Annotated in this window: 8 protein-coding genes; 4 read left to right on the top strand and 4 right to left on the bottom strand. The window is 51.2% G+C overall.

What is annotated here, in order from left to right; all coding sequences use genetic code 11:
- Nucleotides 1-63: 63 nt before the first annotated feature.
- From KME12_20945 to KME12_20930, 4 genes are all read right to left on the bottom strand, one after another.
- Entirely contained in the window at nt 64-1,383 is a 1,320-nt protein-coding gene (locus tag KME12_20945; protein MBW4490255.1) for an MFS transporter, read from the bottom strand.
- Nucleotides 1,384-1,734 carry a DUF1636 domain-containing protein gene (locus KME12_20940; GenBank protein ID MBW4490254.1) on the bottom strand — a complete coding sequence of 117 codons (351 nt, stop codon included), beginning with the start codon at nt 1,732-1,734 and terminating at the stop codon, nt 1,384-1,386.
- A 2-nt stretch (nt 1,735-1,736) separates the two neighbouring features.
- Nucleotides 1,737-2,846 (bottom strand): iron-siderophore ABC transporter substrate-binding protein, encoded by a 1,110-nt coding sequence (locus KME12_20935; protein ID MBW4490253.1) that lies wholly within the window; start codon nt 2,844-2,846, stop codon nt 1,737-1,739.
- Nucleotides 2,847-2,992: 146 nt separating this feature from the next.
- On the bottom strand, nt 2,993-5,569 hold the full coding sequence (locus tag KME12_20930) for a TonB-dependent receptor (GenBank protein ID MBW4490252.1): 2,577 nt from the start codon (nt 5,567-5,569) through the stop codon (nt 2,993-2,995).
- Between the two features lie 649 nt (nt 5,570-6,218).
- Here KME12_20930 and KME12_20925 point away from each other — a divergent pair.
- From KME12_20925 to KME12_20910, 4 genes are all read left to right on the top strand, one after another.
- On the top strand, nt 6,219-11,756 hold the full coding sequence (locus KME12_20925; GenBank protein ID MBW4490251.1) for an amino acid adenylation domain-containing protein: 5,538 nt from the start codon (nt 6,219-6,221) through the stop codon (nt 11,754-11,756).
- A gap of 47 nt (nt 11,757-11,803) precedes the next feature.
- Nucleotides 11,804-16,405: an SDR family NAD(P)-dependent oxidoreductase gene (locus KME12_20920; protein MBW4490250.1), complete on the top strand. Its 4,602-nt coding sequence runs from the start codon at nt 11,804-11,806 to the stop codon at nt 16,403-16,405.
- Between the two features lie 165 nt (nt 16,406-16,570).
- The gene (locus KME12_20915; protein ID MBW4490249.1) at nt 16,571-21,367 is read left to right on the top strand and encodes an amino acid adenylation domain-containing protein; all 4,797 of its coding nucleotides are present in this window, start codon (nt 16,571-16,573) and stop codon (nt 21,365-21,367) included.
- A gap of 17 nt (nt 21,368-21,384) precedes the next feature.
- On the top strand, nt 21,385-22,428 hold the full coding sequence (locus KME12_20910; protein MBW4490248.1) for a TauD/TfdA family dioxygenase: 1,044 nt from the start codon (nt 21,385-21,387) through the stop codon (nt 22,426-22,428).
- The last annotated feature ends 136 nt before the right edge of the window (nt 22,429-22,564 follow it).

Genomic DNA, 22,564 nt, shown 5'->3' with positions numbered 1-22,564 from the left:
TTAGATCTGGCTCCCCTTCCCACCCCTTCGGGGAAGCAAGCTAAGCAGGGAAGGGGCTGGGGGTTAGGTCTTAATGTCATAATCAGGTACCAGCGTTTCTACATCTCGTAGAGTACGAAAAGCATATCCGCCCACACCTACTAGCACACCCAAAATGGAGAACAAGGTGAATTGTAGGGCCATGCCTGCACCGTTTCCTGTGCCGAAGATACTGCTGAATAGAGGTGCGAGAACGCCTCCGGGTTGCATAGCGGGTTCAAAAACTTTATCGGCAAGAGGGCCAGCGATCGCCAATCCCAAGGGTGCCGCCAATTGAGCAATCAGATAACGAGAAGCAAACACCTTTCCTTGAACTGCCGGATCGACCTTGGAGAGCCAAATCGCTTGATTCGAGCTACCGATGAAGGGAGAAAAGACAGCGGCAAGGAATCCTGTGCCCATCCAAAGCGGTAAAGATTTCGACAATCCCAACATTACACTGCTGAGTTCACCGAAAGTTTGGCCTAAGAGTAAGCCATGAATACGGCGTTTCGGGCCACCCCAGACACTCAGGAGGACACCCCCGACCACACCTCCGATTCCGATCGCGGCTTGAACGCTAGCAAGTGCGGTGGCATTGTCTTGACTGCGAGCCAAAATCATCACAGGTTGAATTGCCCAGGCTGCATTGGTCAGGAGATTGGAATTGAGTAAAAACAGGAGGATCGCTAATAAGCTGGGATGGCGGAAAATATAGCGAAAACCAAAGGTGAATTCTTCCCAAAGTTGAGCTTTAGAGAATGGTTTGGCTTCGATCTGGGGTTGCGGAATGGTAGTCAACCAAACAATGCTGACCGCTATCAGGAACGTGACGAGATCAATCAGGAGAATACCTGGAAGCTTGATTAAAGGATAGAGAATGCCTGCGATCGCGGGAGCCAGAATTGCGGAGCCAGAGTAGGTGAGATAAGAATCCATCGCGGTGGCTCTGGCGTAGTGCTGCTTGGGCACAATTTGCGACATCGAAGTCGAATAGGCCAGGTCTTGAAAGTAACCAAACAGACCATTCACGGCTCCTGCAACATACAAATGCCAAATCGCGAGTTGGTTGGTGAGCAGCAAGCCGAGCAGCATCACGGTAGAGATCCCTGCCATGCCATCGCCAATCATCATCAATTGCTTGCGATTCCAGCGATCGACAAGCACCCCAGCAAAGGAGGCTGCAATCACTTTGGGGGTGCGGGTAAAGAAGAAAATCAAGGCTAAAGGAGTTGCCTGGCCTGTGAGTTCCCAGGCCCAGAGGGTGATCGCAAAGTTGGTCATCTCCGTGCCCAGTACAGACGCAATCTGCCCACTCCAGAGAATGAGGAACTTCCGTAAGCTGGTGGGTTGACTGGATTCCATTCAAGCAGCCGGAGGGGAAGGGATACGAACTAGCAGTTTGGGTAGCAACGATTCTGGCATTTTGGGTGGTTTGACATAGCCATCATCACTGCCTTGATACTGAGCCGCAAAGGTCAATAGATCGCTGGCTTGATCCGGTGACAAATCGGTAAAGTGATAGCTATACTTGCCCGGACAGATCAACGAGGCAGAGCAGGGGCGATCGCAAGTCCACAGACAGCTTGTGGCTTCAATCTGTAACCCAGATGGTTGAACTGCATCAGATGCCAACACTTGATCTAGGAGATGAGGAGCACCGCTTTTGCGATCGGGGCCACAGCCTTTGCAAATGAATAAGGTATGCTCAGACATGCCTAAGCCTCATTGACCAAATATTTAAACAAGTCATCAATCACCAAATTAGCGGCGATCGGGCCACTGCCAATCCAGTACTTTGGCACTTGATAAACGCGATTTTGTTTCACGGCTTTCAGGTTGGCCCACAGGGGATCAGACTTGAGTTGCTCCAATTGCTTTTGAGCATCCTGGGTCGTTTTGGCATCATTCTCGGCTGTCCAGACAAACAAGACATCTCCATCTGCCTGACTTAATAGCTCTCGACTAATCGATAACTGCACCGGATTGCCACCCAGAGCTTTTGCTTCGGAGGCACTCAAATTCTGAGACGACGGACGAGATAAACCTGCATCGGCCAAAATCGTGCCACAGAAGGAGTCCTTTAAATAAAGACTAATGCCGTCTGGATAAACCCGCACTACTGAAACCTGAGTTTGTTTGAGGCGATCTTGCTGTGGATCGCCCGCACCTATCCGTTGTTTAAACTCCTCTAGACGAGCCTTGTACTTTGCCATTAGTTGCTCAGCTTCAGCCGTTTTGCCAAGTGCCTGGGCATAGAGTTGCACTGTCTCCTTCCAACTGCCGCTACCCTGACCGCCATCGATAACTGTAGGGGCAATGCGGGACAATTGTGGATAGATGGCTTTGTGGTCTGTCTGCCACCCTAAAATGAGATCAGGCTTGAGCGCCAAAATCTTTTCTAGGCTTGGAGAACCCGACCGCCCCACATTGGTAATCTCAGCCGCCCGCTCTTGGAGATAAGAGTCATTTACCTGGTTGCTACCAATCGGTTGTACACCCAGGGAGAGCACAGTATCTAACCAACTCAAAGACACCACTCGCTGGGGAGCAGCAGGAACTTGAGCAGTACCCATTGCATGTTGAACCGATCGCGTCTCGGCAGTTGCAGCCGTAGGAGCAGTTAACGGCGGTTGAGAGCTAGAGTCAGAAACGACATCTCGACCACAGGCAACTGTTGTCATTAAGGTGAGCAAAAGCAGCACACTCAAGCGCAGCCAGCGATCGCGATACCCTCGCATCAGGGACGATAATAGCGATCGCCAGATCTCTCCAATGTTTCTGGCAACCTGAAACTTGAGTTGTCGAACCACTCTGAGAATGTTCATGACATACTTTAGAGGATATTTGTCAAATGCGACCTCTCCCCAAACCTCTCTCCGAAGTGGCGAGGGGCTTTGAAATTTCTGACTCCCCTTCCCTAGTAGGGAAGGGGTTGGGGGTTAGGTCAGCAGGGGCTGGGGGTTAGGTGTCCTTAGAACGATACAGACAAAGAACCAATGATCGTGAGGGGATCGCCGGGGTTTACATACTCGCGGAATCCTTCACTGTTCTCGACGTAATCGATATCAAACAGGTTCTTGACGTTAATAGCAGCTCGCCAGTTGTCGCGGCGGTAGAAGACCACAGCATCGGTGCGAACATAGCCAGGTAGTTCAAAGGTGGCATCTAAGTCACCTGCGCGATCGTCGGCAAAGAACAAGCCTGCGCCAAAGCCGAAACCTTGCAAGTTGCCGCTTTGGATCTCGTAGGTAGACCACAAGCTGCCGCTATTACGAGGAACGTTGGTCAGCCGATTACCGACGGTCAACGAGTTATCTTTGGTGATTTCGGCATCAATGTTGGCATAGGAGGCAATGACATTCCAACCGGGAGCGAGTTCTCCGGTGACATCCAGTTCAATTCCTCGGCTACGAACTTCACCGACAGGAAGACTAAAGCGTCTGTTGTTCGGGTCGCGGGTAGCAATGTTAGTTTTCGTCAGTTCAAAGGCCGCTAAGTTGGTGACTAACCGACCGTCAAGAAATTCACCCCGCACCCCAACTTCATACTGGGTACCACGTTCGGGTTCTAGGGGAGAACCGTCAGCACGGATGGATCGAGAGGGTACAAAGGAGCGGCTGTAGCTGCCATAGATGGAAATGGGTTCAATCGGCTGGTAAACCAAACCAACTTGAGGGCTGAAGGCGTTATCATCCTGCTCAAACTCTCGAGCTGAGAGATTGTTAGTTGTGGATTGATCAAAGAAGTCGATCCGTCCCCCTGCCAGCAGAATGAGATTATCAGTCAGATCAATCTGATCCTGTAGATAAAGCCCCACGGTATTGATCCGACTGCGATCGTCACGAACTGGCTCAGTGAGTTCGGATATGTCAGGGCGATCGCCTAAGACAGGGTTGTAGATATCAATGGGGAAGTCAGGATCACCCGGTAAAGATTTCTGTGTCCCTTCTCGCGATGTCCGACCAAAATCTACCCCAGCCAAGAGGGTGTGATCGATCGCACCCGTCGAAAACTTCCCGGTGATGTTGGTCTGAAAGTCTAAGGTGTCTGACTCGTCGTCGTTAGACAAGAAGCGGCGATCGAGTTGACCGTTATCTTGGATAAACCAGGAGTCAGTCCGGTAGTCAAAGGTGTCAGCCTTGGTGAACCGTAAGCCGTTGCGGACTTTCCAGTTATCGTTGAGTTCATGTTCTAGCTGGTAGCCAACCGAAAATTCCTCAACTTCACCTTCATCATCCGGATGACCCAACACGCGATCGTAAGGGATATCGGCAATGCCTTCGCCAATCGCCACAATACCTCGGTCAAACGGACGCTGATCGCGGAGGTAATCAGCTTCGAATACTACAGAGGTGCGATCGCCAATATCCCAAGCCAAAACTGGAGCGACAAAGAAGCGCTCGGTGTCTTGATCAAAATCGCGGAAGTTGCCGCCGCCTTCAAACACAGCATTGACGCGATAGCGCACCGAGCCATCATCGTTGACTGGGCCTGTTAAGTCCACACTGGGACGGAACAACCCAAAACTGCCAACCGATAATTCTGCGCTATAGGCAGGATCAAATAAGGGTTGCTCGGTGACTAAGTTGACAACTCCACCAGGTTCTAGCTGTCCATATAGAACGGAAGCGGGGCCTCGTAAAACCTCAATCCGCTCGATGTTGATGGTTTCTCGCAAGCTGCGTTGATTTTGTCGGAAGCCATTCCGCAAGAATGTATCTTGAGAAAAACCTCGAATCGTAAAGCGATCGCGCGTACCCCCAAAACTATCATCTTGAGCCACACCTGCGACGTTCCGGAGGGCATCACCAATGCGAATCGTGCGCTGATCTTCTACAACTTGCTCTGGCACCACCTGAACCGAACGAGGGGTATCTCGCAGCGGGGTTTCTGTTCTGGTGGCAGAGGTGGCGCGTCTGACTGTGTAACCTTCTTCTTCGTCATCGGTCGCGACGATCCGAATTGCATCAGTTTCACCCTCTGCACCATTGTCTGCACTATCTGCACTAGTGTCTGCGTCATCAGCAACCTCAGATTCACTGGTTGTTTCAGTCTCTGATGTAACATCCTCTGACTCAGTAGCTTCTGGTTCAGCAGGAGTTTCTGTAGTGTCAGCAGGAGTTTCTGTAGCGATCGCGTCAGTAGAATTGACGTTTAAGAATACTGTGTTTCCCTGCCGAGTCAGCGCACTGGTGGGGGCAACCGATTCCCCGACTATGGTGACCCGCACACTATTTGCAGTGAGTGAGGTGACGGTAATTTCTGCAATACCCGCTGCTGGGTTGGTTTGACGAAAAGACTCTTGGTTGGCTAAGCGCAGTTGCGTATTTGACAGATCAGTGATGAGCGTATTGCCAGAACTACTGCTCAAAGCCCGAACCGCAGCACCATTGCTTGTCTCCAAGACGAGTTCTATGCCGCCATCCTTGGGATTTAGTTGAACGTTTGTAATTTGGCTGCTCTGTGCCAAAGCAGGGCTAGCAATCAGAGCGGGCACCACCCCAAGTAAGCCAAGGCTGTAGCTCAGGAACTGCGGTCTACTGGTCATATCTCCTCACGTATCGATGAAAGCACGTTAACTGCAACTGGCTGATAAATCAGCAGCATTTTTGAAGAGACCAATCAACGATGGGTTCGTTGGGCCTCCGTAATCTTGACTAGACTAATTCTCAATTAGAGATCAGTGTAAGCCTGAATGGCATCTTACTACACTTGGAATAGTTCTCAACAAAATTGTGTCTAGGAATTTGAGCAAATGATAAATCCTAGCCATGCTCAAGGCTTGGAATAGATGCAAAGCGGCTTCCCAGTTGAGCAAATTGGATAAATAGCTAGGTGAAGCCTGCCTCTAATTGACAATGATTTTCTTCTAGGGGTTGCCAAGGGTTAAAGTTGAACCTATATTAATTGAGAACTAATGTCATTTACACGAAATTTGTTTTTACCTTTGAATTCTAAATAACGGTTTAATGCAGCGATTACATCATGATTAGCGAAAACGCTAGAAGCGTCACGTAGCAAGACAACTAGCAATTCAACAGAATTTTTAGCGGCTTTATTGACTCATCTCCTCGGCTGAGATCTTGCACCGAGCAACGGGATCGCGATCGCCACTCAGAGATTCAATCAGCCAGAGGAGTCATGACTCCGATCATTCTTCAGTTTTCCGCCTGACGCATCTACAAGGAAGGTAAAGTGTGACTCAGCAAAATGTGGAATTTGCAATTGGTTATGCCACGATGGTGGAATTGCTCCGTGAGCGGGCATCCCATCAAGCAAACCAACGAGCATATATATTCTTGGCGGATGGCGAAACTGAGTCAGACTGGCTCACCTATGCAGAGTTTGATCGGCGCAGTCGGGCGATCGCGGCTCAACTCCAATCGCTGAACCTGCAAGGAGAGCGGGCATTACTCCTCTATCCACCGGGGTTAGATTATCTGACGGCATTTTTTGGCTGTCTTTATGCAGGTGTCGTAGCAGTTCCAGCATATCCCCCCCGCAATGCCCGCAATACACCCAGAATCCTCAGCATGGTGCAGGATGCCGAGGCCGCGATCGCCCTCACCACATCCAGTTTGGTTGGTAAGATTCAGTCTTTATTGAGTGACCATTCCACCACGCTTGCCAATTCTGCAAGCCCCCTAAATCCCCCAATGCTGGGGGACTTTGAACCTAGCGAATCTAATTCCCCCCAGCATATAGCCCTAGCGGGCATACCAGAAAGGGGGGCTAGGGGGGCTACATTCCAATGGTTGACCACTGATCAGTTGCCTGATGATTTAGCGAATGATTGGCGAGAACCGACGCTAACCAGGGATACGCTAGCTTTCTTGCAATACACCTCCGGTTCCACAGGCACGCCCAAAGGTGTGATGGTCAGCCACGGCAACTTGCTCCACAATGCCGCCACGACCTATCAATATATGGGGCATTCTCCTGAGAGTGTGTTTGTCTCCTGGTTGCCTGCTTATCACGATATGGGCTTAATTGGGGGAATCTTACAACCGCTCTATGGTGGCTTCCCTTGTGTGCTGATGCCGCCCGCCACCTTCTTACAGCGTCCATACCGTTGGCTCCAGGCGATCGCCCGCTACAAAGCCACCACGAGTGGTGGCCCGAATTTTGCTTATGATCTCTGCGCACAGAAGATTACGCCAGAACAGCGACAGACTTTAGATTTAAGCAATTGGAAAGTTGCCTTTAATGGTGCCGAACCTATTCGGGGTGAAACGCTAAGAGCCTTTGCTGAAACCTTTGCTGAATGCGGATTTCGCCCAGAAGCTTTCTATCCTTGCTATGGCATGGCAGAGGCAACATTGATGGTATCGGGTGGTTCACTCAATGTTGCGCCGCCGATTAAAAGTGTGCAAGCGATCGCCTTAGAACAAGATCAGGTGATTGAGGCAGCATCCGCAACAGAAGATACACGCTTGCTGGTAGGTTGTGGTCAAATTATCCCTGATCAAATAGTGGCGATCGCCCATCCCCAAAACCTGACATCCTGTGCCGCTGGTCAAGTGGGAGAAGTCTGGGTGACAGGCCCCAGCGTCGGTCAGGGCTACTGGAATCGACCCGAAGAGACACAGGCAACCTTTGGCGCTTACCTGGCGGATACTGGTGCAGGCCCCTTCCTGAGAACTGGGGATCTCGGTTTCTTACAAGAGGGCGAACTGTTCATTACGGGACGGGTTAAAGACCTGATCATCATTCGGGGTCGTAACCTTTATCCTCAAGATATTGAGCGTGTTGCCGAGCTTAGCCATCCTGCCCTCAGAGCGGGTGCTGGTGCTGCTTTTACGGTGGAAGTGAATCAAGAAGAACGGCTTGTGGTGGTGCAGGAACTCGAATTCCGCCAGCAGCCTGATATTGAAGAAGTGGCAGGAGCCATTCGAGCAGCGATCGCCCAAGCGTTTGAAGTGCAGGTATATGCGGTCGTTCTGCTGAAACCGGGACATATCCCCAAGACCACCAGCGGCAAAATTCAGCGTCGGGCTTGTCGGGCTGACTTTTTGGCAGGAAGTTTAGCGGTTGCAGGGAGTAGCGTTGTTGATGTCACTCAGGATGCCAGTGCAGGCAGTGAACTAACTCGTGCTGATTTATTGGCGATCGCCCCTGCTGAGCGTCAAACTGTTTTGCAAGCTGAACTCCAGCGGCAAGTGGCGGCTGTGGTGGGGGTGCGTCCTGAGCAGATCAATCCTGAGCAACCTTTGAATACGCTAGGGATTGACTCGATCATGGCCGTGATGCTGAAGAATGATCTAGAGATCAATCTGGAGGTGACGATTTCCGCCGTTGATTTCTTGGATGATGTCAGCTTGACAGAACTCATGCAGCGGATTCTGTCTCAGCTAGAAGCGGGTATAGTGCGATCGCATCCAGGGATTTCCAAGCATGTTCGCGAAGCGTTTCCTCAGGAAACTGCTACTGCTGACACATATCCCTTATCCTTTGCACAACAACGCCTCTGGTTTTTGTCGCAACTAGAACCCGATAGCCCGTTCTACAATCTACCAGTGGCAATTCAGTTCACAGGTGCTTTGTCTGTTCCGGTGTTGGACCAAAGCTTGCAGGCGATCGCGCAACGGCATGATATCCTTCGAACTCGCTTTGGATCGCAGAATGGACAGCCTGCTCAAGTGATTGAGGCTGATCTAAATGTCCAGCTTTCTATTTTGGATTGCACATCAATACATGATCCAGAACATGATTCAGGAACAGAACTGCGATCGCTGCTGCAATCTGAAGCCTGTAAACCTTTTGATTTAGCGCAATATCCCCTCTGGCGCGCCCAGTTGCTGCGCTTGAGTGATACTCAGCATGTGTTACTCCTCACCTTCCATCATACGATCGCCGATGGTTGGTCGATGACGCGGGTGTTGATTCAAGAATTAGCCGCCTGTTATCAGGCTTTGCAATTGGAGCAAACCCGAGCACTGCCAGAACTGCCGATTCAGTATGTAGACTTCGCCCTATGGCAGCAGCAACAGTGGCAAGCTGGAGCCTTTCAACCCCATCAGGCTTACTGGCAGCAGCAATTGGGGGGATTAACTGTGTTGCAACTGCCCACGACCTATCCGCGTCCGGCGGTGCCCAGTTTCCGAGGTGCTAAATTTGCCTTCGCTCTCTCTCCAGAGCAGACAGTTGGACTCAAAGCATTGAGCCAGCGGGAAGGCGTAACCCTGTTTATGACGCTGTTGAGCGCTTTTAAGGTGTTGCTTTACCGCTACAGTGGTCAGACGGATTTGCTGGTGGGTTCTCCCAGTGCTAATCGCAATCAGCCAGTCCTTGAAGATTTGATGGGATGTTTCGTCAATACCATTGTGTTGCGGACAGATTTAAGCGGCAGTCCTAGTTTTCAAGAACTGCTGAGACGAGTGCGACGGGTGGCGTTGGATGCTTACTTGCATCAAGATTTACCCTTCGATCAACTCGTTCAACAATTGCATCCCGATCGTGATATCAGCCGTAATCCTCTCTTCCAAACTTGGTTTTCCCTCCAAAACATACCAACCTCCAGTTTGGAATTTGCTGGGCTATCGCTGCGATCGCTAGATGTCGATACTGGAACTTCTCAGTTTGACCTCAGCCTGGAGCTAGAAGAGTGTCAGGGCACACTGATGGGCTGGGTGGAGTACAGCACCGATTTGTTTGACCAAGCGGCGATCGCCCGATTTGTGGAGCATTTCCAAACGCTCCTTACAGGTATTCTGCAAGCACCCGATCAATCGATCGCGACGCTCCCTATCTTGCCATCTGCCGAGCGTCAACAGCTTTTGGTGGATTGGAATGCAACAGCTCAGGAGCTTCCAGAACTACCGTTCCAGGAACGATTTGAGCAACAGGCGATCGCCACTCCGGATATGCCAGCGTTGGTTGGTGCAGAGACATCCTTAACTTACAGAGAACTGAATGAGCGTGTTAATCAGCTTACTCACTATTTGCAAAGCTTAGGAGTAACAAAAGGCACATTTGTAGGAGTTTGTTTAGAGCGATCGCCCGATCTCATCATCAGCATCCTGGCAGTTCTCAAAGCGGGTGGTGCCTATGTGCCCCTTGACCCCGCGTATCCCAAAGAACGTCTCGCGTTCATGCTGGAGGATGCACAGGTGACGTTACTGCTGACTCACTCAGACTTATCCTTACCAGATGTCTCTGCTGTTCACCGCATCAACCTCAACACCAGTGAGACGGAGATTGAGCAGCAACCTGCCGGCAACCCAACTTGTACCGCGACGGAAGAAGATTTAGCGTATATCATCTACACCTCTGGCTCCACAGGCAAACCCAAGGGAGTCATGATCGAGCGGCGATCGCTAAATCACTTTATTGCCAGTGCCCTTCAGATTTACGAAATTGAACTGGGCGATCGCGTCCTGCAATTTGCCTCGATTAGCTTTGATGTGGCGGTAGAAGAGATTTTTCCAACGTTGACAGCAGGGGGAACGCTGGTCTTGCGAACAGGTTCGATGATCGAGTCTATGGCTAGCTTCTTGCAGTATTGTTTCGACCAATCCATTACCGTTTTAAACTTGCCAACTGCCTTTTGGCATCAACTGGTTCAAGTTCTCTCTACGTCAAACCTGACGCTACCCGAATCGCTGCGACTCGTGATCATTGGAGGCGAAAAGGCACTGCTGGAGTCACTACGCTTGTGGCAACAACACACCAACCCTCAAATTCGCTTAGTCAACGGCTACGGGCCAACAGAAACCACGGTGACAGCGACCTATTGTGATATTGCTGGATCACGGGCTATACCCTGTGATCAGGAGGTTCCTATCGGGCGATCGCTCCCTAACATGCAGCTTTATGTGCTAGATGCCCATCAGCAACCCGTCCCGATTGGTGTTCCCGGTGAACTGTATATCGGTGGAGCAGGTGTGGCAAGAGGTTACCTCAACCGCCCCGATCTCACCAACGAGCGATTTATCCCCAACCCATTCAAAGATCTCCCTTTCCCCTCACTCCACGCCCCGGGAACGCTTTCAGCGAACACTCCTCACTCCTCACTCCTCTACAAAACTGGCGATCGCGTTCGTTACAGACCCGATGGGCATTTAGAGTTCTTGGGACGGATTGATCATCAGGTCAAAATTCGAGGTTTTCGGATTGAATTGGGAGAAATTGAAGCGGCATTCGCTCAACATCCGAATGTGCAAGAAGCCATTGCGGTGGCGCGAGAAGAGCAACCGGGTCAAGTTCGTTTGGTGGCTTATGTGGTTCCGGTTCACAGTCACCCTCAGGCCCCACAAGAACTGCGTGATTTTCTAAAACAGCGGCTCCCTGACTATATGGTGCCCTCTGCTTATGTCCTGTTGGATGCGCTCCCGCTCACTCCCAGCGGTAAGGTAGATCGTCGATCGCTCCCAGTTCCAGAAGGCGATCGCCCTACCCTTCAGATCAACTATGTGGCACCGCAAAATGAGCTAGAGCAAGCGATCGCAGGAGTTTGGCAAACCGCTTTGGCCGTAGAACAGGTGGGAATTGATGACAACTTTTTTGAACTGGGCGGACATTCTCTCTTGGTGATTCAGGTGCAACAGGCGCTGCAATCGAGCCTGAAGCGAGACATCGCTGTGATTGATTTGTTCAAATATCCGACCGTGCGATCGCTGGCGCAGTATCTCACTCAGCACGACGCTCCCACCGATTTGCAACCTGTTTACGATCGAGCACAACGTCGCAAAGCCGCCTTACAAGACCGACGGGCTAGCAAACCGACAAGACGCTAACTTCTCCCTACGCCTCTAACCTTCATTCATCGTAGAGAACCAAACTCATGACGACCAACTCACTAGATGGAATCGCCATTATCGGCATGACGGGTCGGTTTCCGGGTGCAAAAAACATCCAAGAATTCTGGCACAACTTGCAAAACGGCGTCGAAGCGATCGCCTGGTTTAGTGATGAAGAATTGTTGGCTGCGGGAGTTGATCCCGATCTTTTACAGCATCCCAACTATGTGAAAGCGGGCGCTGTTTTAGAGGGCATTGATCAATTTGATGCCACCTTCTTTGGCTACAGCCCACGGGAAGCGGAGACCTTAGACCCCCAACAGCGCTTGTTTTTGGAATGTGCCTGGGAAGGATTAGAACACGCTGGATATGATCCCCAACGTTATGACGGACGGATTGGCGTCTATGCAGGTGTCGGTTGGGATAGCTATTTGGTCTTTAATCTAGCGGGACATCCACATCTGTTAGATCAAACCTACGGCTATCAAACCGTGATCGGGAATGAAAAGGATCATCTCACCACGCGGGTTTCTTACAAGCTCAACTTGAAGGGGCCGAGCCTTGATATCCAAACCGCTTGCTCTACCTCTCTGGTCGCGACTAACCTTGCTTGTCAGAGTTTGCTCAGCTACCAGTGCGACATGGCTTTGGCAGGTGGCGTGACGGTTTCTGTGCCTCATGGCACCGGATATCTACACCAAACAGGAGGGATTCTTTCACCCGATGGTCACTGTCGGGCCTTTGATGCCCAAGCAGCGGGAACCGTGGCAGGAAATGGGGTTGGTGTCGTGGTGCTGAAACGATTGGAAGATGCGATCGCCGATCGAGACATGATCTATGCCGTGATTAAAGGCACTGCAATCAACAATGATGGTGCGGTGAAAGTGGGGTATACGGCTCCTAGCGTGGAAGGACAAGCTGAGGCGATCGCGGAAGCCCTAGCCGTAGCCGAGATTGAACCGGAGACAATTAGCTACATTGAAACGCATGGTACGGGCACCGCATTAGGCGATCCGATTGAAATTAGTGCGCTGACGCAAGCCTTCCGGAGCCAAACTCAGAAAAAACAGTTCTGTGCGATCGGTTCGGTCAAAACCAATATCGGACATTTAGATGCGGCGGCGGGTGTGACCAGTCTGATCAAAACGACGTTGGCTCTCCATCACCAACAAATTCCGCCCAGCTTGCATTTTGAGCAACCGAACCCACAAATTGATTTTGCCAACAGCCCATTCTATGTGAATACTCAACTCACAGATTGGCAAACCCCTTCTCCAAGACGGGCAGGCGTGAGTTCTTTTGGGATTGGTGGCACGAATGCTCACGCAGTACTAGAAGAAGCACCAAAAATCCCATCATCCGGTAGTTCTCGTCCCTGGCAACTGCTGCTGTTGTCTGCCAAAACTGAGTCTGCTTTAGAGGCGGCAACAACTCGTTTGAGCGATCATTTAGCCCAGCATCCCAATCAGAATTTGGCAGATGTTGCCTATACCCTACAAGTGGGGCGGCAGCGATTTAATCATCGGCGCATGGTGGTTTGTCGGAATAACAACGCTGAAGCCATGCAAATCTTGCGATCGCAAAATCCCAAACAGATCCTCACCCATGTAGAAGCGCCGCAAAGCCGCTCCATCAACTTCTTGTTTCCCGGACAGGGAGCGCAGTATGTCGGCATGGGACGGGATCTCTATCAAAGCGAATCTGTTTTTCGAGAGTGGATCGATCGCGGTTCTGAGCTGTTAAAACCCATGTTGGGATTGGATCTGCGAGATCTCCTCTATGCACCTAATGCTGAGCCTGAACAACTGCAACAGACCGCGATCGCTCAACCTGCACTGTTCTTAGTGGAATATGCCCTGGCTCAACTTTGGATGTCATGGGGAGTGCAGCCGCAAGCCTTGACTGGGCATAGCGTGGGCGAATATGTGGCCGCTTGTTTGGCAGGTGTGTTCTCGTTTGAGGATGCGCTCAAACTAGTGGCAAAACGGGGTCAGCTAATGCAATCCCTACCCACGGGTTCGATGCTGGCAGTTTCACTATCCGAAGCACAGATCAAACCCTGGCTGAATGATGATCTCTCCTTAGCAGCTATCAATGCCCTGAATCTCTGTGTGGTGTCAGGTGCTACGGCTGCAATTGAAGAGTTGCGCGATCGCCTGACTGCCAAAAACATAGAATGCCGTCTGTTGCATACCTCCCACGCGTTCCACTCGGCCATGATGGAACCGATTCTGGCATCCTTCCGGGTCGCAGTGAGCCAGGTAAAGTTACAACCTCCCACCCGACGGTTATTGTCGAACCTGACAGGCACCTGGATGACCGCAGCAGAAGCAACCAGTCCTGATTATTGGGTCCAGCATTTGCGGCAAACGGTACGCTTTTCGGTAGGCGTGAGCCAACTGCTGCAAGAGCCCAACTGCATTTTGCTAGAAGTCGGCCCTGGTCGGACGCTCAGCACCCTGATTCGTCAGCATCAATCTCAGGCCAGTGGTCAGGTTATCCTCACCTCTTTGCGTCACCCTAAGGATGCTCAAAAGGATACCGAATCAGATGTCTCTTTCTTGCTCAATATCTTGGGGCGGCTGTGGTTAGCAGGGGTGGAAATTGACTGGTCGGGGTTCTATGCCGACGAGCAACGGCGACGTTTACCATTGCCCACTTATCCGTTTGAGCGTCAACGTTATTGGATCGATCCTCCCAGCAAGCAGGTAAATTCTACTCCAGCGTCCCCCACACCTACATTAGGTAAAAAGCCAAAGGTGAGCGACTGGTTCTACGTTCCTTCTTGGCAACAAGCTCCCTTAGTAGCACCTGCGATCGCCACTGCCCAGCGGTATCTGATTTTTGCCGATTCATCCGGTGTTGGGTCTGATCTTGCCACTCAGCTAGAACAAGCGGGGCATACAGTGACCAGCGTCATGATTGGCGATCGCTTCATCCAGCAAGATGATCGCACCTACAGCATTAATCCCCAAGCTCCAGAAGACTATCAAACGCTATTTCAGGCAATCCCTCAGCAGCCAACGGCGATCGTTCATTGCTGGAATCTAGAAGAAAAGCGATCGCCTGAAGAGAAGCAAGCTTTGGGATTCTATAGTCTGCTGTACCTGGCTCAACAGAATTCCAACGATCGGATTCATCTGACCTTACTCACGCAAGATTTGTATGACATTACAGGGCAGGAAGCGCTTGATCCAGCCGCAGCCACTAGTTTAGGATTTTGCCGAGTACTGCCTAGAGAACAGCCTAACCTGACTTGCTGCCATATCGATATTGACTCACATACAAGCAACACTTCTTGTTCCCCCCAAAATATAGCCCTAGCGGGCATACCAGAAAGGGGGGCTAGGGGGGCACAACTCGTATCAGAACTGCTCTCCGTTACCTCAGATCACGCCTTCCAGCAAATTGCTTATCGAGGTCGTCATCGTTGGGTGCAATCTTTGCAATCTTTATGCTTGGAGTCTTCATCAGAACCGCAAATTCAATTACAACCTGGTGGGGTCTATCTGATTACTGGCGGATTGGGCGGCATTGGTTTGTCTCTCGCTTGTTATCTGGCTGAATTGGTGCAGGCAAAACTGGTTTTGGTGAGTCGCTCTGGACAGGCAGAATCCCAAACTTTACAAAACCTAGAAGCCTTGGGTGCAGAAGTTTTGGTCGTTGCGGCGGATGTGACGAATCGAGAGCAAATGAGAGATGCGATCGCTCAAACGCTCAAACGATTTGGCAAGCTGAACGGAGTCATTCATGCCGCAGGAATCGCCGGAGGTGGCATTGCTCAGCTCAAAACATTTGAAGCCGCAGCCGCTGTCCTCGCGCCCAAAGTGCAAGGTACGCTGGTTTTGGAGGAGGTGTTGCAGGATATCCCACTCGATTTCCTCTGCCTCTGTTCTTCTCTCAGTAGCATCATTGGGGAATTCGGACAGACGGATTACTGTGCTGCCAATGCTTTCTTAGATGCGTTCGCTCCCTATTGGACTGCCAAATATGGTTCCAAAGCGATCGCGATCAATTGGGATATCTGGCAACAGGTGGGAATGGCTGTGAATACAGCGGTTCCAGAGGCATTACGGCAACAGCGAGCAGATAGCTTACAGCAAGGATTAACCACTGAGGAAGGCGTTGAGGTCTTCAAACGGATTCTTCAAAATGGTTTGCCCCAGGTGATTGTCTCCACCCAAGATCTCCAAGCGGTGTTGGAGCAGCATCAGCAAGCAGTGTTGCAACAAAAATCTCCCTCAATCGATCAGTTTGTCTCCTCCGCATCAGAAGGGCGATCGCGCGATCATCTTCTCCCTCACACGACCTATGTTGCTCCTCGTCATGCCGTAGAACAGCAGATTGCTGATATCTGGCAAGACCTCTTGGGGGTGGAACTCATTGGCATTCATGACAATTTCTTTGAGCTGGGCGGACATTCTCTCTTAGCTGTGCAGGCGGTCTCTCGATTGCGAGATTTATTCCAGGTCGAATTGCCCCTGCGAGTGTTGTTGAGCGAGGCTTCGACGATCGCGGAATTGGCGCAATGGATTGAGTCCCAGCAACCGCAAGATGAGGATTTGGAGGCGATCGCGCAACTCTTGGCGGATATCGAAAACCTCACTCCCGAACAGCTTCAATCCCAATTAGAAACCTCTCGCTAATGGGTTGAGGCGGCAATATTCCGCTTTGAGTTTCTTTTGAGCACACATTACAAACGTAAGGGCGAAGCATTCGGTAATAATTTTTCGGAGAATCTGGCATGCTTCTACCGAATGCTTCGCCCCTACAAGAGGGATTGAAATTGTTAGCAAATTGGCGCTGAAACGATGAACGACCTGGCTAAACGGATTGCGGCTCTCTCTCCAGAACAGCGAAAGCTATTTGAGCAGCGATTAAAACAACAAAAAGAGCAGTCATCTCAGGCTCTCACCATTCCTCGTCGGCAATCTGGGAATTCACTACCCTTATCGTTTGACCAGGAACGGATTTGGTTTTTTGAACAGCTAGAGCCTAATAGTTGTCTCTACAACATGCCCTTTGCGGTGCGCTTAGAAGGCGCACTGAATGCGATCGCCCTCCAGCAAAGTTTCAGCGCCATCATGCAGCGCCACGAAAGTCTGCGAACCACCTTCACCACGCAAGAGGGGCAGCCGATTCAGGTCATTCATCCCATGTTAGATTGCGAACTGGTATTGAGGGAGATCTGCGATTTCCCAACGCCTGATCAATCCCCAGAATCGGCGATCGCATCCTTTTTGCTCCAAGAATCCCAGCGTCCGTTTGACTTAGCTCATGGCCCCTTGCTGCGGGCGGTTTTGCTGACAATTAATCCAACTCAGCATGTGCTTTTGGTCGTGCTGCATCACCTGATTGCCGATGGTTGGTCACGGGGTGTCTTCATTGAGGAATTAGCCGCTTTCTATCAGGCGTTTAACCGTCAACTGCCCGCGTCTCTGCCCGAATTGCCGATTCAATATGGTGATGTGGCTGTGTGGCAACGGCAGTGGCAAACCAGTGAGGCGGCTAAGACTCAACTCACTTACTGGCAGCAGCAGCTACAGGATTTGCCAATTCTGAATCTGCCCACAGACAAGTCACGCCCAGCCTCCCAGACTTTTAACGGTGCAAAGCTTCCGGTACAACTTTCGGCTTCCCTGACGCGATCGCTCAAAGTCCTGAGCCAGCAAGAAAGCGCGACATTGTTTATGACGCTCCTCACCGCTTTTAACCTGCTACTGCACTACTATAGCGGGCAAGAGGATGTGGTCGTGGGCACAGATGTCGCCAACCGCAATCGCACCGAAACCGAACGGCTGATTGGGCTATTTGTGAATCAATTGGTGCTGCGAACCGATCTCTCTGGAAATCCCACCTTTCGGCAACTGTTGGCACGGGTGCGTCAAGTGACAGTAGACGCTTATGCCCATCAAGATCTCCCTTTCAATACCTTGGTGGAAAACCTCAACCCCGATCGGACTTCGGGGCGATCTCCGCTGTTCCAGGTTAAGTTTGTCTTGCAAAATGCCCCGACACCGCCCTTGGCTCTCCCTGGTTTAACCGTAACACCGCTAGAGGAGATTGACACCCAAACAGCAACGTTGGATTTGTTCTTTGCTCTCTCAGAAACTGAACAAGGCTTAGTGGGAGCGATCGATTACAACACCGATCTGTTTGAGTCGGCCACTATCGAGCGTCTAGCAGGACACTTCCAGCACTTATTGGAGCAGATTGTCGCGCATCCCGATCGCCATCTCTCAGAATTCTGTCTTTTAACTTCATCAGAGTGGCAACAAATCACTGCCTGGAATCAGACCGAACAAGAGTTTGCTGTAGAGTCAAGTTCGACGCTGGTAGCGCTGTTTGAAGCCCAGGTTGCCCGAACCCCGAATGAGATCGCCGTCACCTACGAAGACCAATCTCTCACCTACCGCGAACTTAACCAACGTGCTAACCACCTGGCCCACTATTTGCAGTCTCTCGGTGTCGCTCCCGAAGTTTTAGTCGGGATTTGTTTAGAGCGATCGCTGGAGATGATCATTGGCATTCTGGCAATCCTTAAAGCGGGGGGAGCTTATGTGCCGTTAGATCCCTCTTACCCGCCAGAGCGCTTAGCCTTCATGCTCAATGATGCTCAAGTGCCTGTGCTGATAACAATGGCAAGTCATGAGCAACAGTTATCTGTGCCAGGAACCACGGTCGTTTGCTGCGATCGCGATGCCGCCCTGATCAGTCAGCAGAACCTCGACAACCTGGTGAGCGGAGTGACTGCCGATCATCTCGCCTATGTCATTTACACCTCTGGCTCGACGGGTAAACCAAAAGGTGTTTTGGTCAACCATCGCCATGTGGTTCGTCTCTTTACAGCCACACAGCCCTGGTATCACTTCAACGAGCAGGATGTGTGGACGCTCTTTCACTCCTACGCCTTCGACTTCTCAGTTTGGGAAATCTGGGGAGCCTTGCTCTATGGTGGGCGGTTAGTTGTGGTGTCTTACTGGAACACGCGATCGCCTGAAGCCTTTTATCAGCTGCTGTGCAAAGAACAGGTGACGGTGCTCAACCAAACACCTTCAGCATTCCGTCAGTTGATCCAGGCAGAAGCGTCTTTAGGGATATCTGAAGCGCTCAATCTCCGCTTGGTAATTTTTGGTGGAGAAGCGTTGTCTTATCCCAGCTTGCAGCCCTGGTTTGAGCGGCATGGCGACCAAATACCGCAGCTAGTCAACATGTACGGCATTACGGAAACGACCGTGCATGTGACCTATCATTCTGTCTCAATGGCTGCTCCTGACACCAACAAGAGTGTGATCGGCAAGCCCATTCCAGACCTCCAGGTGTATATCCTAAATCAATATCAGCAACCTGTACCGATCGGCGTGCCTGGTGAAATGTATGTGGGTGGTGCAGGTGTGGCTCGTGGCTATCTCAACCGTCCAGAACTCACAAGCGAACGATTCATTGCTAACCCATTAAGCGATTTACAAGTCCCCTCGCCCCACCCTGCGGGAACGCTTTCAGCGAACACTTCCCACTCCTCGCTCCTATACAGAAGCGGAGATCTGGCGCGATTCCTTCCTGATGGCGCGATTGAGTACTTAGGGCGGATTGATCATCAGGTGAAGCTGCGTGGCTTCCGGATTGAACTGGGTGAAATTGAAGCGGCTCTCAATCAGTATCCTGACGTGCGGGAACAAGTGGTGATCGTGCGTGATGAGCTGGCTGGCAGTGGTGATCAATTGGTTGCCTATGTCGTTCCTCACACCGTCGCAGCACTAGACCTAATCTCTCAACTCCGGAATTGGCTGAAGGCAAGACTACCGGAATACATGATTCCTAGTGCCTTTGTGCTTTTAGAATCAATTCCGCTAACGCCTAATGGCAAGGTTGATCGCAAACAGCTCCCTAACCCCACGGAAGAGTCAGTAGTGCGATCGCGCCAAATTGCCCTACCTCAAACCGCCATTGAAAAACAGCTTGCCAGCATTTGGTCGGAACTCTTGAAGCTGGAGAGCATCGGCATTCACGACAATTTCTTTGAATTGGGGGGACATTCCCTGCTGGCGACTCAGGTAATCTCGCGGGTTCGGGAGACTTTGGGGATTGATATCTCCCTGCGGCAAATGTTTGCTTACCCCACGATTGCAGAATTTAGCGCTCAGGTAGAACAAGCCAGCAGTACAACCACGGCAGTTCCGCCTCTACAAAGATTAGCTAAGCGAGACAACTTACCTCTCTCTTTTGCTCAACAGCGGCTCTGGTTCTTACATCAACTAAACCCCGATGACTTGTCCTATAACTGTGCAGGCGCAATTCAGCTCAAAGGACAGCTTGATACGGTAGCGCTAGAGCAAAGTCTGAATGCACTCGTCCAGCGGCATGAGGTGTTACGGACACAGTTTGTCGTTGAGGAGGGACAGCCGATTCAGGTAATCTTGCCAACGCTTCAGGTGAATCTGCCTGTGGTAGATTTGCGCCAACAGGATAACGCTGATCTCAACCAGTACCTCCAGAAGGCAACTCAGCAACGCTTTGACCTCACCCAAGCACCACTCTTCCGATTCACGCTCCTGCGCCTAAATAATGATGACCATACTCTGCTGCTGAGCCTGCATCACATCATTTCCGATGCTTGGTCAATCGGTGTTTTCCTGCAAGAACTGGCTGATCTGTATACGGCTTTTGTCCAAGAACAAGCTCCAAGTCTAGTAGAACTCCCAATTCAATATGCAGACTTCGCAGTTTGGCAGCGTCAGTGGTTGCAAGGAGAGGCGCTGGAATCACAGCTTGCTTACTGGAAAGCCCAGTTTAAGGAGATTCCACCCCCGCTGAAGTTTGCGATCGCCAATTCCTCGCCAGAAGCACCAGCCACTTCCCAAGGGGCACGACATCCCCTCACACTCACAGTTAGCGTGACCACAGCGCTCAAAATGCTGAGTCAGGAGATCGATGCCACTCTATTTATGACGCTGTTGGCTGGGTTTAATGCCTTGCTCCACTACGCCACTCAACAAACGGATATATCTGTGGGTTCTCCGATCGCCAACCGTAATCACCGGGAAATCGAGGGCTTGATCGGCTTCTTTGTGAATACGCTGGTGCTGCGAACCGATCTGTCGGGTGATCCGACGTTCCGAGAACTGGTGCTACGGGTGCGAGAAACGGCACTAGGCGCTTATGCCCATCAAGACTTGCCCTTTGAACGACTAGTGACAGAACTCCAAGTCGATCGCCAACTTGGACAATCTCCGCTCTTCCAAACTTGGTTTGTGCTGCAAAATACGCCAATGCCCGCCTTTGAGCTGCCCGGATTGCAGTTAACCCTGTCTGACCTGGAAATTGGTGTGGTGCGGCATGACCTGAAGCTCGATCTCACCGAAACCGCGACTGGGCTAGAAGGCTTTTTTGAATACAAAATGGCTCGATTCGACGCGATCGCCATCACCCGCTTAACCAACCTCTACCAAACCTTGCTAGAAACCGTGGTCGCCCAACCTGATATCCGCTTGAGTCGTTTAACTCAGGTTTTATCTGAAACAGAGCAACAACAGCAACAACAGGCGGAGCAGGCCTTCCGAGCGACGCAGCGACAAAAACTTAGCCAAATCAAACGTAAACGCTCTTAAAAAACATTTTCAAAGCCATGAGTAACCCAGAATCTCCCTCCCGTCTCAAACTCCAAGGCATTAAACGCCGCGCCGTCAGCTTTTCTGCTTGGACAGAACTAGTCGCGACAAGCCAATTGCAACCAGACCAACCTTTACCGCTGATCATTCAACCCCAAGTAGAAGGATTGAATTTAGAAACCTGGGCACTGAATCAACGGCAGTGGCTAGAAACTCAACTGTTGCAACATGGCGGTCTTCTGTTTCGCAACTTCAACGTCAACAGTGTGGCAGCGTTTGAGCAGTGGATGCAGTCTCTTTGTGGCGCACTGCTCGATTACTCCTATCGCTCCACACCCCGCAGCACCGTGAGCGGCAAGATCTACACCTCGACCGAATATCCGGCTGACCAATGGATTCCGCTCCACAACGAGATGGCCTATAGCCGCAGCTATCCGCTGAAGATTGCCTTTTACTGTGTGCAACCTGCTGTTGAAGACGGAGCAACGCCGATCGCCGACAGCCGCAAGATTTTCCAGAAGTTAGATAACCAGATCAAAGAACGCTTCATCGAGAAACAGGTGATGTATGTCCGCAACTACGGGGGTGGCTTAGATCTGCCCTGGCAAACGGTGTTTCAAACCTTCGATCGCAGTGAGGTAGAAGCTTACTGCCAGCAAGTGGGCATTGAGTGGGAATGGCGTAGTGACGATCGCCTTAGAACTCGGCAGGTGTGTCAGGCGATCGCAACCCATCCAGTCACAGGCGATCGCGTTTGGTTCAATCAGGCGCATCTGTTCCATGTGTCGAGTTTGGCTCCGGCGGTGCGCGAATCTTTGCTGGCGGTGGTTCCCCCCGATGAGTTGCCCCGCAATGCCTACTACGGCGATGGTTCTGCGATCGAAGATTCTATTCTTGACGAAATTCGCGAGGTGTATCAGCAGGAAATGGTGATTTTCCCCTGGCAACAGGGCGATATTTTGCTGCTCGACAACCTCTTGGCGGCTCACGGACGGACTCCATTTGTCGGTCCCCGCAAAGTAGTGGTGGGGATGGCGGAATCTTGTGAATCGCTGCCCTAGTGTCCAATACGGGCTGCGTTGTGTACACAAGCCTTAGTCTGCTGGAAACTCCCTGAATTGGCCCCCTCAATCCCCCAATACTGGGGGAAGTCAAGAGTCTAGTTCCCCCCAGTATTGGGGGGTTAGGGGGCAAAAT

The sequence above is a fragment of the Trichocoleus desertorum ATA4-8-CV12 genome (genome assembly GCA_019358975.1).
Classification (GTDB): domain Bacteria; phylum Cyanobacteriota; class Cyanobacteriia; order FACHB-46; family FACHB-46; genus Trichocoleus; species Trichocoleus desertorum_A.
This window is presented reverse-complemented; position numbering and strand designations above follow the sequence as displayed.